We start from the raw sequence: 14,235 nt of genomic DNA, 5'->3' as shown, positions 1-14,235 counted from the left end.
GACGGGGTCATTCCAGGGGATCGGGGAAAGGCGCAGGTGGCGGTGGCCGGGCTCGTTAGAGTGACGCCATGGCAGCTTCCGCGAAGAACCCACCGGACCTGTCCGCTCCCCCCGCCCGGGCGGGCCGGACACGCGTCTCGGCCAAGGGCGAGCAGACCCGCGCCCGCCTCATCGCCGCCGCGCGGACCCTGCTGGCGGGCGGCATGAGCGAGCGGTTCACGACGCGCAACGTGGCGGCGCTGTGCGGCGTTTCACATGGGATGTGCCACTACCACTTCCAGGACCGGACCGATCTCGTCCTGGCGGTCGTCGCGGACATCCGCCCGGAGTGGATCCACCCCCTGGAGGAGACCGTCTCCGCCCCCGGGACGTTCGCGGAGCGGGCCGACCGGGTGGTCGGGCTGCTCTCCCGCCCGGAGGGCGCGGAACTCTCCCACCTCCACTCGGCGCTGCACTGGCACGCCCTGAACGACGCCAGCGTACGGGAGTCCCTGGAGGCGGAGTACCGGCGCTGGCGCGGCTGCTTCGTCACGCTGTTCCGGGTCCTGGACGACGAGCGCGGCGGAGGCGTCGACGCGCCGCTCCTGGGCGAGGCCGTGGCCGCCGCGGTGGACGGCCTGGCCGCGGCGGAGTCGCTGGGCTCCGAGGTCGATTCCGCGCCGGTGCTGCGCACCCTGATCCGTACGCTCGCCGCGGGAACCGGGCCGGTCGCGTCCACCGACCCCGGGACGTCCACCCGGCCCGGAACGCGCCCCGGCGACTGACCCGGGACCGGTGGGACCGGTGGGACCCCGGCCCCCCGGCTCCCCCGGCTCCCCGCGCCGGCTACAGCGCCCTCCGCGCCGCGGCGATCGCCTCCGGATCCCAGCCCGGCCGGGGCACGGACTCCAGCAGCAGCCGGGTGTACGGGTGCCGGGGCGCGGCGAGCACCTCCTCGGTGCCCCCCTGTTCGACCACGGCGCCGTGCCGCATGACCACGATCTCGTCGGTCACGCACCGTACGACCCCCAGGTCGTGGGTGATGAACAGGAACGCGATGCCGGTCTGGTCCCTGATGTCGGCCAGCAGGTTGAGGATCTGGGCCTGTACGGAGACGTCGAGCGCGGCGACGGCCTCGTCCAGGATGAGCACGGCCGGTTCGACGGCGAGGGCCCGGGCGATGGCGACGCGCTGACGCTGGCCGCCGGAGAGGGTGCGCGGCAGGGCGTCGGCGGCCCGGGTGCCCAGGCCCACCTGATCCAGCAGTTCGCGTATCCGCGCGCCGTGGTCGCGGCCCGGAAAGTGCAGCCGTAGGGTTTCGCGCAGGACCGCCTCGACGCTGATGCGCGGATCGAGGGAGAGGAAGGGGTCCTGGAAGACCATCTGGATCTCGCGGGCCCGGGCCAGGCGGGCGGCCCGGCCCCGGGTGTGGCCCGGCCTGGGCCGGCCGCGGACCAGGATCTCCCCCGCGTCGGCGCGCTCCAGGCCGACGACGATGCGGGCGGTGGTCGTCTTGCCGGACCCGGACTCGCCGACGATGCCCAGCGAACCGCCCTCGGGCAGGGCGAAGGACACGTCGTCCACCGCGCGGACGGCCCCGAAGCGGCGGTGCAGCCCGGTGACCTCCAGTGCGTTCTCAGGCATCGACGGCGCTCCCTTCGAGCAGGTCGCTGTGGTGGCAGGCGGCGCGGTGGTCCGCCCGGTCCGGAGCAGCGGACTGCAGCGGGGCCCGCTGGTCACAGACCTCCGTGGCGAACGCACAGCGGGCGGCGAAGGCGCAGCCGTGCAGCGGCTCCCGCAGGTCCGGCGGCTGGCCGTCGATGGCGGCGAGCCTGCCCCGCGGACCCTCCATCCGCGGGGTGGAGGCGAGGAGGGCCGCCGTGTACGGGTGCCGGGGGCGCGAGAAGAGGACATCGGCGGGGCCGGTCTCCACGATGCGTCCGGCGTACATGACGTACACGCGGTCGCTGATGGCCGCGGCGAGTTCCAGGTCGTGGGTGACGAACAGCAGGCCGGTGCCGAAGCGTTCGCGGAGCGCGGCCAGGAGGGCGATCACCTCGGCCTGACTGGTGACGTCGAGCGCCGTCGTGGGCTCGTCCGCCAGCAGCAGCGCGGGGTCGCCCATGAGGGCCGCCGCGATCACGACGCGCTGCAGCATGCCGCCGGAGACCTGTCCGGGGTACTTGCGCAGGACGGACGCGTCCAGGCCGACGGCCGCGAGGAGTTCGACGGCCCGCGCCGTGGCCTCCGTACGGCCCGTCGTCCCGGTGAGGGTGACGCTCTCGGTGAGGAAGTCGCCGATGCGCCGCAGCGGGTTGACGGCGGCCCGCGGGTCCTGGAAGACCATGGCCACCGTCCCGGCGCGGACGCCGCGCAGACGGGCGGTGTCCATGGCGAGCACGTCCTCGCCGCCGACCCGCACCGTGCCCTCGACGACCGCGCCGGGCGGCAGCAGGCGCAGCGCGCTGCGGGAGGTGAGGCTCTTGCCGGAGCCGGACTCGCCGACGAGGGCGACGGTCTCGCCGGCGGCGACGGTGAGGTCGACACCGTCGAGGACGGGCCGGGCGGTGCCCGGCAGGGTGACCCGCAGCCCTTGGATGTCGAGGGTGTGCACCGGTTTCATCGGGTTCATCGGGCCCTCCTGGAGACGCGGTCGGCCCATCGCTCGCCCACCACGTTGAAGGCGACGACGGTCAGCACGATGAAGACGCAGGGCAGGATCGCGGACAGCGGGTAGCCGTGCTGGACGGCGGTCTGTCCGTCGAAGACCATGCGGCCCCAGTCGGGGGTGAGCGCGGGGACGCCGAGTCCGAGGAACGACAGTCCGGCGAGGTCCATCAGGGCGTAGCCGAAGTTGATGGTGGACTGGGCTAGGACGACGGGGGCGATGTTGGGCAGCACGTGGCGCAGGCAGATCTGCAGGGCCGAGTGGCCCTGGACCTGGTAGGCGCTCACGTACGGTCGGACGCGCTCGGCCAGCACCAGGGAGCGGGTCAGGCGGCTGACGTAGGGCAGGTAGGCGAGGGCCAGGGCGGTGACGGGGGCGATGAGGCCCTCGCCGTAGACGGAGATGATCAGGATGGCCAGCAGCATGCCGGGGAAGGCGAAGACCAGCTCCGTGCTGCGGGACAGGACGGAGTCGAGCCAGCCGCCCCGCCAGGCGGCGGCCATGCCGACGGCGACGCCCGCGACGGTCGAGAAGACGACGACGCCCAGCGGCCCGAGGAGCGAGGTGCGCGCGCCCAGCAGCAGCCGGGAGAGCGTGTCGCGGCCGGCGGTGTCCACACCGAGCGGGTGCGCGGCGGAGGGGCCGGCCAGGGCGTTGCCCAGGTCGACGGCGTTGGGGTCGTGGGGCACCACCCAGGGCGCGAGGAGCGCGGCGAGGACGACGAGGGTGACCAGCCCCAGGCACACGAGGTGCAGCGGGGAGCGCCGGGTGCGGATCCGGCCGAGGCCGGGGCGGCGGGTGAGGACGGCGCTCACGAGGCGGCCCCCCTGGTGCCGAGGGTGACCCGGGGGTCGACCAGGGGCAGGACCAGGTCCACGAGCAGGTTCACCGCCATGAAGAGGGCCACGATGATCAGGGAGATCGCCTGGACGGTCGGGAAGTCCTTGGTGGTGGTGGAGAGTTCGAGGAGCTGGCCGATGCCGCCGATGCTGAAGGCGGTCTCGACCAGGATGGTGCACACCAGGAGGGTGGAGACGATCAGTCCGCCGGTGGTCAGGACCGTCCCGAGGGAGTTGCGGAAGACGTGGCGGCGGATGACCTGGCGTTCGGGGACGCCCCGGCTGCGGGCGACGGTGACGTGCTCGCTGTCGAGGGCTTCGAGCATGGCGGCGCGGGTGACCCGGGCGAGCATGCCGATCAGGTAGAGGGCCAGGGCGACGGCGGGGAGGGTGAGGTGCCGGAGCATGTCGCCGAAGCCCTCGCCCGCGCCGCTGCTGGGGAACCAGCCCAGCTGGACGGCGAACAGTCCCTGGAGCAGGACGGCCGCGACGAAGGACGGGGTGCCGACGGCGAACGTCGTGGTGACCAGGATCGCGGAGTCGGTGGACCCGCCCCGGACGGCGGCGGCCCGGCCCAGCAGCAGACCGACCACGACGACCACGACGAGCGCCATGGTGATCAGCAGCAGCGTCACGGGGAGGCGGTCCGCCAAGAGGCGCGAGACGTCGGTGCGGTAGGTGATCGACCGCCCGAAGTCTCCCTGGAGCACGTCCCCGAGCCAGCGGAAGTAGCGCACGAGGAAGGGGTCGTCCAGGTGGTACTGGGCGTTGATCGAGGCGATCGCCTCCGGGGAGGCCGACCGCCCGGCGAGCAGGAAGCTCGCCGGGCTGCCCGGCGCCAGGTACATGGCGCCGAAGACGACGAACGAGGCGACGAGGAGGGTGGCGGCCATTTCCGCCACCCGTCGTGCGGCGAAGCGGACGAAGCTCACGGGGCCGCCCCCACATCGGCGGCCCACGGGTAGTACATGTACGAGATCGTCGTGGGCGCCCCGGTGATCCGCTTGCCCAGGAACATCGCGGTCGGCCACTCGGCGACGGGGATCCACAGCAGCTGCTCGGAGGCGTGCCGCTGGAGCTTCGCCTCGATGGCCATCCGCTCCGCGACGGGGTAGGTCGCGCCGGCCCGGCCGACGAGCTCGTCGTACTGGGGATCGCTGTAGCCGGCGAAGTTCTGGAAGGCGCCGGTCTCGAAGTTCTGCAGCAGGTCCAGCGGATCGGTGATCGAGTTGTACGAGGTGTACGGGAACATGTCGATGCCCGCGCGTGCCTGCGGATCGGTGAACAGTGCGGTGAAGGCGTTCGGGGCGATCGTCTTGAGCCGGATGTCCAGGCCGATCTGCGTGCCGGCCGCCTGGACCGCGGTGGCGAGGAGCGACACGTCCTGGCCTATGGAACTGGTGGCCACGGTCAGGGTCTTGCCGGTGGCCCCGGCCTCCTTGATCAGGGCCTTGGCCCGTTCGAGGTCCTGCTCGCCCGGCGGCAGTCCGTCGAACGCCGTCTTGAGGGTCTGCTCGGGGGCGGCGGCCCAGGCCGCGCGGGTGGTCAGGGAGTTGGTGACGGTGCCCGCGCCCGCGAGTCCGGCCTTGACGAATCCGATGCGGTCCAGCGCCAGGGACAGGGCCCGGCGGACGCGGACGTCGCCGAGGGGGCCCTGCATGGAGGTGACGTTGACGTTGACGGTGGTCAGTCCCTCGCCGAAGTAGAGGGTGCCCGTGCCGCTGCCGCGCAGACGGCCGTAGCTCTCGGTGGGGATCAGGTAGCCGCCGTCGACCTCCCCGCTGAGCATGGCGTTGGTGCGGGCGGAGGGATCGGTCAGGATCCGGAAGACGGCCTTCTTCGACTTGGCCTTGGTGCCCCAGTAGTGGTCGAAGCGGTCGAGTTCGATCGACTGGCCCTTGTTCCAGGTGCCGAGCTGGAAGGGGCCGGTACAAGCGAGGCCGCCGGTGGTGCCGTAGTCCTTGCCGGCCGCCTCGACGCCGGCCCTGGACGCCACCACGCCGGCGGCGGTGGCCATGTACTGGGGGAACTGCGAGTCGGGCTTCTTGAGCGTGACGGTGACCTGGAGGGGGCCGCTCGCGGTGACGGAGGCGACGTTCCGGAAGACCTGCGCCCAGGCCGCCGCGTTGTCGGGGTCCATCTGCCGGCCGAGGCTGAAGACCACGTCGTCCGCGGTCATCTCCTTGCCGTCGTGGAAGCGCACGCCGGGGCGCAGGTCGTACACCCAGGTGGTGGGGTCGGGGTTGGACGCCTTCTGCGCGAGCCCGGGCTCGGTGGTGAGCCCCGGGGTCCAGCGCATCAGGCTCTCGCACACGTTGGACAGGACGGTGTTCTGCGGGTAGTCGAAGGCCACCGTGTAGTCGAGGGTGGGCGGTTCGGCGTACACGGCCCAGCTGAAGGAGTCGATGTCGCCGCGGGCCGTGGGCGTGGAGGCGGACAGGTGGACGTCGGTGACGTCGGCGTCCTTGCCCCGGGGCGGTCCCGCGCAGGCGGTGAGCAGGGCGAAGGAGGTCAGGGCGGCGGTGGTGAGGGCCGCGGTGCGGCGGCCGGTCCGGAGGGGGCGTCTGCCCGTACGGGGCGGGGAGGTGTTCATCGTCGCGCTCTCTTTGCCGTGAGGGATGCGGAGGGAGGAGCGGGCGGACCGCGGTGGCGGTCCGCTGGGAACGGTCGGCGTCCTGCTCAGCCGGCGGTGGCCGTGGGGGTCGTGGGCGCGGGGCGCACGGCGGGGATCTGCTGCGTGATGCAGTGCACGCCTCCGCCGCCGAACGCGATGGCGAGCGCCCGTACGCCGACGACCTTGCGGCCGGGGTAGGCGGTGGCGATCACGGCGAGGGCGTCCTCGTCCTGGGCCAGCCCGGCCACGGGGACGACCACGCCGCCGTTGGCGACGTAGTAGTTCAGGTAGGACACCTCGGTCTCGCCGTCGGCGACTTCGCCGAAGGCCGTCTGCGGTACGTCGATGATCTCCAGCCGGCGGCCGCGGGCGTCGGTGGCGGCCTCGATCACCGCGCGGTTGGCGCGCATCCGGGCGTAGTCGGGGTGGTTGGGGTTGTCGGGCAGTGAGACGACGACCGTGCCCGGCGCGGCGAAGGCGCAGACGCCGTCGACGTGGCCGTCGGTCTCGGTGTCGAGCAGGCCGCCGTACGGCAGCCAGATGACCTTGGTGACGCCGAGCCGGGCCTTCAGCTCGGCCTCGATCTCGTCGCGGCTCATGCCCGGGTTGCGGTTGGGGTGCAGCAGACACTGCTCGGTGGTGATGAGCGTGCCCTCGCCGTCGACGGTGATCGCGCCGCCCTCGAGGATCATGTCGGAGGCGATGCGCTCCACCCCGAGGTGTTCCAGCAGCAGGGCGCTGACCCGGTCGTCGGCGTCGTACGGGCTGTGCTTGCCGCCCCAGGCGTTGAAGCGGAAGTCCACGCCGGCCCGGTTCCCGTTCCCGTCGAGGACGAACAGCGGGGCGCTGTCGCGGAACCAGGAGTCGTCGATCGGCACCTCGATCACGGTGATGGCGGCGTCGTCGCCGCAGTGGGCGCGGGCGTCCTCGCCGTGGCCGGGCGGGGCGACCATCGTCACGGGCTCGAAGGCCGCGATGGCGCGGGCCACGTCGGCGTACTCCTCCTTCACGTCGGCCAGCACGCTGCCCCACAGTTCCTCGCGGGTGGGCCAGGCCATGAGGCAGCCCTCGTGAGCGGTCCACTCGGCGGGCATACGGTAATCAGCCATGAGATGTCTCATTTCTTTCGGTGCAGTCTTCACCCGACTGAAAATTCAGTCAAGAGTGGAGACGGGGATGAACCTGAGGGACGGGAGCGCCCTCAGAGGAAGTAGAGGCGGTTGAGCGAGACCTGCTCGGCCGGTTCGGAGCGCAGCGGCTCCCCGTCGAGCGTGACGAGGCCCGTCCGGGCGTTCACGTCGACGGACCCGAGACGGCTGTTGCCGATCATGTCCTTCGGTCCGATGCCACGGGTCCCGCGGACGGCGACCCGGCGGCGCCGGGTCGCGAGCGCGTCGTACGGGGCTCCGAAGCTCCCCGACTCGGCCGCGGCACGGCTGACGAACGCCACCGACAGGTCGGCGGGGGCGGCGCCGTGCGCGCCGAACAGGGGCCCCAGGACGAGGGGTTCGCAGGTGTCGGTGGCGGCGTTGGGGTCGCCGGTGACGCCGTAGGCGGGGAAGCCGGACTTGAGGACGAGCTGGGGTTTCGCGCCGAAGAACGGCGGCCGCCACAGGACGATGTCGGCGAGCTTGCCGACCTCGATCGAACCGATCTCGTGGGCCAGTCCATGGGCGATCGCCGGATTGATGGTCAGCTTCGCCATGTACCGCAGCACCCGGGCGTTGTCGTCACCGTCCCCGTCACCGGCCAGCGGACCCAGCTCGCCCTTCATCTTCGCCGCCATCGCGAACGTCCGCCGGATCGTCTCCCCCGCCCGCCCCATGCCCTGCGCGTCGGAAGAGGTGATGCCGATCGCCCCGAGATCGTGCAGGACGTCCTCCGCCCCCATCGTCCCGGCCCGGATCCGGTCACGGGCCATCGCCGCGTCACCCGGCAGATCCGGCTTCAGATCGTGAACCGACACGATCATCCCGTAATGCTCCGCCACCGCGTCCCGGCCGAACGGCAGCGTCGGATTCGTCGAAGAACCGATCACGTTCGCCACCCCCGCCATCTTCAGCACGTTCGGCACGTGCCCCCCACCACAACCCTCGATGTGGAACGCGTGGATCGTCCGCCCCTCCAGCACCCGCAGGGTGTCCTCCACCGACAGACACTCGTTCAGCCCGTCACTGTGCAGCGCCACCTGCACGTCGTACTCCTCCGCCACCCGCAACGCCGTGTCCAGCGCACGCGCATGCGCACCCATGTCCTCATGGACCTTGAACCCGCACGCACCACCCTCCGCCAACCCCTCCACCAGCGGAGCCGCATCCGACGAAGAACCCCGCGCGAGAAAACCGATGTTCACCGGCCACGCGTCGAACGCGTTGAACGCGTGCTTCAACGCCCAGGGCGAATTCACCCCCACGCCCCAGCTCGGCCCGATCTCCTGCCCGATGATCGTGGTCACCCCACTCGCGAGCGAGGCCTCCATGATGCGGGGGGAGAGCAGGTGGACGTGGGTGTCCACCGCGCCCGCAGTGGCGATCAGACCTTCACCCGAGATCATGGTCGTGCCGGTGCCGACGACGACGTCGACGCCGTCGAGGGTGTCGGGATTGCCGGCCCGCCCGATCGCGTGGATCCGCCCCTCACGAATGCCGATGGACACCTTGCGGATCCCGAGCACCGCGTCGATGACCAGCACGTTGCTGATCACCACGTCACACGTGTCACGGACCGCCGCCGCCTTCAGGTGCAGCCCGTCCCGCGCCGTCTTCCCGAAACCCGCCAGGAACTCGTCCCCCGCCCGCTGCGCGTCCGACTCCACCCGCACCGTCAGCCCCGAATCACCCAGCCGCACCCGGTCCCCCGCCCGCGGACCGTGCACCGCCGCGTACTCGTGCGGATCGATGTGCCGACCGCCCGGGGCGCAGTGGTCGCTGTGGGAGGTGGGCCTGCTCATGACGTGGCTCCTTCCGGGGTGCTCGTACCGAGGTAGCCGCAGGCGGCGGCCCGGCGCAGGGCCTCACCCTTCGCACCCGGGGCGTCCAGCGGACCGTCGACCAGCCCCGCGAAACCGATCGCGATCCGGTCACCGCCGATCGGGACCAGGCCGACCTCGACGGTGGCGCCGGAGTCGAAACGGATGGACGACCCGGCGGCGACGGCCAAGTGCATGCCGTAGGCGGCGGCCCGGTCGAAGTCCAGGCGCGGGTTGGCCTCGAAGAAGTGGAAGTGCGAGGTCACGCTCACCGGGACGGCGGCAGTGTTGCGCACCGCGAGGGTGAGGGCCGGTTCGGGGGAATCGACGCGGCCCGGGGCGGGCAGTACCGCGCCCGGTGCGGCGTCGTCGCGGGAGTGCGCCCCGAAGGGGTCGCCGATGGCCGCAAGCCGGGTGCCGTCCTCGAACACGGCCTCGACCATCACCTCGGTCACGATGTCGACGACGCCCGGCAGGACGTCGTCCGGGCCGAGGACACCGCGCCCGCGGGCGAGGGCCTCGGCGAGACGGAGGCCGTCGCGCGCCGCCTCGCACACCGTGTCGGCGATCACGGCGGTCGCCTCCGGAACGTTGAGCAGCAGGCCCCTCGCCCGGCGGGCCCGGGCGAGCTCCGCGGTGGTGAACAGCAGCAGCCGGTCACGTTCGGTGGGGGTCAGGGGCATGACGCCCACCGGGCGTCCGTCCGGGCAGCCGTACAGCCGCCTCGGCCTGTGGAAACCTTCATGATCATTCATTCCTCCGGAAGGCGAGCGGGCGACCCTGGGGCCGGAACCCCTCCGTCCGGGTACACGGGTGCGCGGGGCACAGGGGGATGGTGGTGGTGCGTCGAACGACGAGGGCCGGACGCGGCCGGCGATTCGGTTCGGGGCCTGCGGTGCGGGCCCCGAACCGGAGTCCTGCGGGCCGTCGGCGGCTCTGGTTCTCACTCTGGCATTGACTGAAAATTCAGTCAATAGATGGGACGGCGAAAGGTTCCAGCCGCATGGGGAACACGGGACCGGACATGGAGGGCGAGCGCACGGAGGGCGAGCGCACGGAGGGCGAGCGCAGGGGCGCCGCCCTTAACACGGCAGACACCGCAGGCACGTCGCTGTTGCGGCCGCCGGGGTTGGCCCCGCGCCGCGGGGCGACAGCGGTCCGGCGCGTCAGTTCTGGCGGAGGCCGGCCAGTTCGGCGTCGATGGCGCCGCGCATGAGCTCCCGCGCGTGGCCGATCTTGGTCCCGCCGCTGAGCCAGCGCATGCTGAGACCCTCCAGGAGCGCGGTCAGCCGCTCGGCAGCGGCGGCGAGCGAGGACGCCGGAGCCATGGGCTGGACCTGACCCAGCAGCGCGGCGACCTCCTGGACCCACACGAGGGTGGCCCTGGCGAGGTCCTCGCGCAGCACCTCGTCGAAGACGGCGCTCGCCCTCAGTTCGCCCCAGGCCGAGCTGTTCTCCCGGACCTCCGGGGTGTCCTGGAGCTCCAGGAGCAGCGTCTCCTCCAGCTCCTCGCGGGGAGTGAGCGGCGGATCGTCCGGGTCACGGTCGGTGGTGTAGCGCTCGGCACGGTCGTTGATGAACTCGAGCGTCTGGCGCAGGACCCCCGTGCGGTCCTTGAAGTGGTAGTAGATCAAGGCCGTGGAGACCCCGGCCTCGGCCGCGAGTTCCTCCACGCGCAGCCCGCGGACCCCGCGCCGGGCGATGACCCGGGCGGCCGCTTCGAGGATCTGAGTGCTGCGAGACGCCATGCCCCGCACCTTACCGGGGCCCGCCCGCGCGGGTGTACGCACCCCGTCACCGGCCGTACGGGCGACCGCGGGTGCCCGTACGGGGGCGGGCGGCGGGCGGGGCCTGGCCGGGCCGGGCGCGGACCCGGCGCCTCAGTTCCGGCGGAACTCGTCGGCGGTGATCGTGACGGAGCCGTCGGCGGCCGCCTCGACCAGCCGGACGATCGCGACCTGGCTCCGGTCCGGGCTGCGCACGCAGAACGGCCTCGCCTTCGCGAGCGCGGCGAAGGGCAGGGTGGCGGCCGGCCGCGTCTCGATGCCGCGCACGCAGTCGTCGGCCGTCAGCTCCCCGGCGTCGGCGACGAAGGCATCCGACTCCTCTGAGGGGAGGAAGGCCCGGCCGTCGCGCGCCAGGTACCAGGTGGCCGTTTCCTCGGGCACCACCCGGCCCGTCGTGAGGTCGAACTCGTAGCCGGAGCCGGGGGCGGTGAGCTGGGCCTTCGCGTAGCCGGGCCGGTAGGCCGAGGTCGCGGGCGGAGCCGGCCGGACACCGGGGCCGCCCTGGGGGGCCTCCCCCTTCCCCTCGGGCACGTCGAGGTAGTACACGGCTCCGGCACAGGCCAGCAGGGTGGCGGCGGCCGCCGCGGCCGCCGCCGGCAAGCGCCGCCGCCCGCGCCTCGGAGCGCGCCGGCCGGAGCGGGACACCGGCTCCGGGGCGGCCTCCGGCGTACGGGTGGCGCGGCCGGCGCCCGCCGGGTCCGGTGCGGGAAGGAACGCCACCGCCCCCGGTGCGCCCCCGGTTCCGTCCGCCGGAGCACTCGGCCCCGCCCCGGGCGGGGTGGGAGCCCCCGGCACGGTGCCTTCCTCACCCGTGTGCACGGGTGCCGCGCGGGTGGCCTGGAGGTGCCCCGGGACGGACCACCCGGAGTCCCCCCGCTCCCACCCGGACTCGTCCCACCCGGAGTCCCCCCGCCCCGCGCCCGCCCGGCCCCCGACCTCGTCCCGGACCGGGCGGGGCAGCCAGCCTTCGGTGAACTCCGGCCGCGGGCCCACCGCGGGGTGCGCGTGCACGGCGGTGATCAGCTCGACGGTCGAGGGACGGTCCGCCGGCCGCTTGGCCAGGCACCACGCGATCAGGTCGCGCAGGTCGTGGGGTACGCCGCCGAGGTCGGGTTGCTCGTGGACCACCCGGTACAGGGCACCGGACTCCGGTCCGGCCCCGAAGGGCGGCGCCCCGCCCGCCACGTACGCGGCCAGCGCGCCGAGCGCGAAGACGTCGGTGGCCGGTGTCGCCCGGCGGCCCAGGGCCTGCTCTGGGGCCATGAACGCGGCGGTGCCGATCCGCAGGCCGGTGCCGGTCAGGGCCGCGGCGTCCGCCGCCCGCGCGATGCCGAAGTCGATCACCCGGGGGCCGTCCCCCGCGACGAGCACGTTGGCGGGCTTGAGGTCGCGGTGGACGACGCCGGCCCGGTGAATGCCCTGGAGCGCCTCGGCGATGCCCGCGACGAGCAGCAGGACGGTGCGGGCGGGCAGCGGCCCGTGCCGTCGTACGACTTCCTGCAGCGTGGGACCGGGCACGTAGGCCGTGGCCAGCCAGGGCGTGGGATCGTCGGCCCCGGAGTCGACCACCTGGGCCGTGAACAGTCCGTGGATCCGTCGGGCGCTCGCCACCTCCTGGGCGAACCGCTCGCGGAACTCGGGATCCGCGGCGAACTCGGCGCGGACGGCCTTCAGGGCGATGGGACGGCCCCCTGGCGTGTACGCCAGGTAGACCACCCCCATGCCTCCGGAGCCGAGGCGGGCGTGGAGGCGGTAGCCGCCGATCTCGTAGGGGTCGTCGGCGGACAGCGCCGTGGGGGTGGGCTGTACGCCGGGGGGATGCTCGGGCATGCGGTGGCTCTTTCAACGGTGCGGCAGTGACTTGCGCGCATCGTGCCGCTAACTGAAGTTTCAGTCAATGTGTGACAATGCGAGACGCACACCACGGGGAGGATTCGAGGAGGAGGGACCACACAGTGACCGACCGCAGACGAGCGATCCTCACGGGCGCGGCGCGGGTCATCGCCCGCCGGGGCGTGCGGGGGCTGCGGGTGGCGGACCTGGCGGCCGAGGCCGGCGTGTCCACCGCCTTGATCTACTACCACTTCAAGGACCGGCCCGGCATCCTGCGGCACGCCCTGGCGTTCATCGGGGACCGGGCGGACCGCTACACCGCGACCTGGGCGGAGGCGGACGGGGGCGGGGACGCGACCCGCCCGCCGGACCCGCGCAGGCTGCTGGAGCGGACGCTGCTGCTGGAGTTCCAGGACCTCCCCGAGGTGCGCGAGAACAGTACGGCCTGGGGAGAGCTGCGGGCCCACTCGGTCTTCGACCCGGAGCTGCGGGACGAGCTCGCCGCCGCGGGAGCGGCCTGGGTGGCCGAGGTGGCGGGCCACCTGGCCGAGCTCTGCCCGGCCGCGCCGGACCACGCCGTCACGGCCGCCGCGGAGCGGCTGACCGCCCTGCTGGAGGGGCTCAGCGTCCGCTGGCTCAGCGGACTGCTCCCGCTCCCGCACGCCCGCGGCCTGCTGCGCGAGGCCATCGGAGTGGAAACGGGACGCCTCGGTTCCCTTCCCTCCTCGAATTGACTGAAAATCCAGTCAGTGCCACAGTGGCGACACGAGGCCGCTCGCCTTGATGCCGAGCGGCCGTTCGCGGCGCGGAGCGCGCACTCTTGTCCGTAGGGCCCGGTTTGTCTGCCCACGTGACACTCCCGCGCCCGCCCTGGCGGAAGCACCTTCTTCCGCCGGCCCACGATCGGAGTCCCCCGTGTCCTTCCAGCCCCCCACCCGCAGGACCGTCCTTCGCACGCTCGCCGGGATCGGCGCCGTCGTCGCGGGCGCCTCGGCCTGCGGCCCCTCCGCGACCGGCGCCCAGGCCGGCGCCACCGCCGGATCCTCCGCGCCCGCCCCGTCGGGTGCCAAGCGCCGCTTGGGCGCCGAGTGGGAGAGCCACACCCGTACGTTCATGGCCTGGCCCGCGCTGACCTCTGTCTGGGCGGAGGACCTGCGCTACGTGCGCGAGGACATCGCGCGCATCGCCCGGGCGATCGGCGAGTACGAGGCCGTCGTGATGATGGCCCGCCCCGACCAGGTCGACGCGGCCCAGCGCGCCTGCGGCTCCCAGGTCGAGGCCATCCCCCTGGCCGTCGACGACATGTGGGCCCGCGACACCGTCCCCGTCTTCGTGGAGGACGGCGGCAAGGTCGTCGGCATCGACTTCAACTTCAACGGCTGGGGCAACAAACAGGAGCACAAGAACGACGGAGCGGTCGGCCGCGCCGTGCTCCAGAAGTACGGAATCCCACGCGTCCAGGCTCCCCTGGTCTCCGAGGGCGGTTCGTTCGAGCCGGACGGCGAGGGCACCCTCCTCATCACCGAAAGCTCGATCGTCAACGACAA

At 73.0% G+C, this 14,235-nt stretch carries 13 protein-coding genes; 3 read left to right on the top strand and 10 right to left on the bottom strand.

The window, feature by feature from the left end; all coding sequences use genetic code 11:
- Nucleotides 1-68: 68 nt before the first annotated feature.
- Nucleotides 69-764 carry a TetR/AcrR family transcriptional regulator gene (locus ACZ6S8_RS32080; RefSeq protein WP_469460947.1) on the top strand — a complete coding sequence of 232 codons (696 nt, stop codon included), beginning with the start codon at nucleotides 69-71 and terminating at the stop codon, nucleotides 762-764.
- Between the two features lie 61 nt (nucleotides 765-825).
- Here ACZ6S8_RS32080 and ACZ6S8_RS32075 read toward each other — a convergent pair whose 3' ends face one another.
- The 10 genes from ACZ6S8_RS32075 to ACZ6S8_RS32030 form a co-directional block, all read right to left on the bottom strand.
- Nucleotides 826-1,623 (bottom strand): ABC transporter ATP-binding protein, encoded by a 798-nt coding sequence (locus ACZ6S8_RS32075; RefSeq protein WP_469460946.1) that lies wholly within the window; start codon nucleotides 1,621-1,623, stop codon nucleotides 826-828.
- Entirely contained in the window at nucleotides 1,616-2,611 is a 996-nt protein-coding gene (locus tag ACZ6S8_RS32070) for an ABC transporter ATP-binding protein (protein WP_469460945.1), read from the bottom strand. The genes ACZ6S8_RS32075 and ACZ6S8_RS32070 overlap by 8 nt, the downstream gene beginning before the upstream one ends.
- Complete coding sequence (locus ACZ6S8_RS32065) at nucleotides 2,608-3,462, bottom strand: ABC transporter permease (protein WP_469460944.1); 855 nt, start codon at nucleotides 3,460-3,462, stop codon at nucleotides 2,608-2,610. The genes ACZ6S8_RS32070 and ACZ6S8_RS32065 overlap by 4 nt, the downstream gene beginning before the upstream one ends.
- A complete protein-coding gene (locus tag ACZ6S8_RS32060) occupies nucleotides 3,459-4,418 on the bottom strand; it encodes an ABC transporter permease (RefSeq protein ID WP_469460943.1) in 960 nt (319 codons plus the stop codon). The genes ACZ6S8_RS32065 and ACZ6S8_RS32060 overlap by 4 nt, the downstream gene beginning before the upstream one ends.
- Entirely contained in the window at nucleotides 4,415-6,079 is a 1,665-nt protein-coding gene (locus ACZ6S8_RS32055) for an ABC transporter substrate-binding protein (protein ID WP_469460942.1), read from the bottom strand. Before ACZ6S8_RS32055 ends, ACZ6S8_RS32060 begins: the two co-directional genes overlap by 4 nt.
- A gap of 86 nt (nucleotides 6,080-6,165) precedes the next feature.
- Nucleotides 6,166-7,209, bottom strand: coding sequence for an agmatine deiminase family protein (locus ACZ6S8_RS32050; RefSeq protein WP_469460941.1), 1,044 nt, complete (start codon nucleotides 7,207-7,209; stop codon nucleotides 6,166-6,168).
- 92 nt (nucleotides 7,210-7,301) lie between these two features.
- The gene (locus tag ACZ6S8_RS32045) at nucleotides 7,302-9,050 is read right to left on the bottom strand and encodes an urease subunit alpha (RefSeq protein ID WP_469460940.1); all 1,749 of its coding nucleotides are present in this window, start codon (nucleotides 9,048-9,050) and stop codon (nucleotides 7,302-7,304) included.
- Complete coding sequence (gene ureA, locus ACZ6S8_RS32040) at nucleotides 9,047-9,751, bottom strand: urease subunit gamma (protein ID WP_469460939.1); 705 nt, start codon at nucleotides 9,749-9,751, stop codon at nucleotides 9,047-9,049. Before ureA ends, ACZ6S8_RS32045 begins: the two co-directional genes overlap by 4 nt.
- Nucleotides 9,752-10,234: 483 nt before the next feature.
- Nucleotides 10,235-10,816, bottom strand: a complete 582-nt coding sequence (locus ACZ6S8_RS32035) for a TetR/AcrR family transcriptional regulator (protein ID WP_383913385.1) — start codon at nucleotides 10,814-10,816, stop codon at nucleotides 10,235-10,237.
- Between the two features lie 132 nt (nucleotides 10,817-10,948).
- Nucleotides 10,949-12,685: a serine/threonine-protein kinase gene (locus ACZ6S8_RS32030; protein WP_469460938.1), complete on the bottom strand. Its 1,737-nt coding sequence runs from the start codon at nucleotides 12,683-12,685 to the stop codon at nucleotides 10,949-10,951.
- Nucleotides 12,686-12,810: 125 nt separating this feature from the next.
- Here ACZ6S8_RS32030 and ACZ6S8_RS32025 point away from each other — a divergent pair, with 125 nt between their 5' ends.
- Nucleotides 12,811-13,422: a TetR/AcrR family transcriptional regulator gene (locus ACZ6S8_RS32025; protein WP_469460937.1), complete on the top strand. Its 612-nt coding sequence runs from the start codon at nucleotides 12,811-12,813 to the stop codon at nucleotides 13,420-13,422.
- A gap of 181 nt (nucleotides 13,423-13,603) precedes the next feature.
- Nucleotides 13,604-14,235 (top strand): agmatine deiminase family protein (locus ACZ6S8_RS32020; protein WP_469460936.1); only part of this gene is annotated, 632 nt, incomplete at its 3' end.

This window comes from Streptomyces sp. NPDC048461, from assembly GCF_055587105.1.
Note: the sequence above shows the minus strand (reverse complement) of the source record. Positions and strands in the feature narration are given on the sequence as shown.

Excerpts from the sequence above, each read along its gene's own strand:
- ACZ6S8_RS32080 (WP_469460947.1), top strand. The coding sequence starts at position 69 with ATGGCAGCTTCCGCGAAGAACCCACCGGACCTGTCCGCTCCCCCCGCC.
- ACZ6S8_RS32045 (WP_469460940.1), bottom strand. The coding sequence starts at position 9,050 with ATGAGCAGGCCCACCTCCCACAGCGACCACTGCGCCCCGGGCGGTCGG.
- ACZ6S8_RS32035 (WP_383913385.1), bottom strand. The coding sequence starts at position 10,816 with ATGGCGTCTCGCAGCACTCAGATCCTCGAAGCGGCCGCCCGGGTCATC.
- ACZ6S8_RS32055 (WP_469460942.1), bottom strand. The coding sequence starts at position 6,079 with ATGAACACCTCCCCGCCCCGTACGGGCAGACGCCCCCTCCGGACCGGC.
- ACZ6S8_RS32050 (WP_469460941.1), bottom strand. The coding sequence starts at position 7,209 with ATGGCTGATTACCGTATGCCCGCCGAGTGGACCGCTCACGAGGGCTGC.
- ACZ6S8_RS32030 (WP_469460938.1), bottom strand. The coding sequence starts at position 12,685 with ATGCCCGAGCATCCCCCCGGCGTACAGCCCACCCCCACGGCGCTGTCC.
- ACZ6S8_RS32070 (WP_469460945.1), bottom strand. The coding sequence starts at position 2,611 with ATGAACCCGATGAAACCGGTGCACACCCTCGACATCCAAGGGCTGCGG.
- ACZ6S8_RS32075 (WP_469460946.1), bottom strand. The coding sequence starts at position 1,623 with ATGCCTGAGAACGCACTGGAGGTCACCGGGCTGCACCGCCGCTTCGGG.
- ureA (WP_469460939.1), bottom strand. The coding sequence starts at position 9,751 with ATGCCCCTGACCCCCACCGAACGTGACCGGCTGCTGCTGTTCACCACC.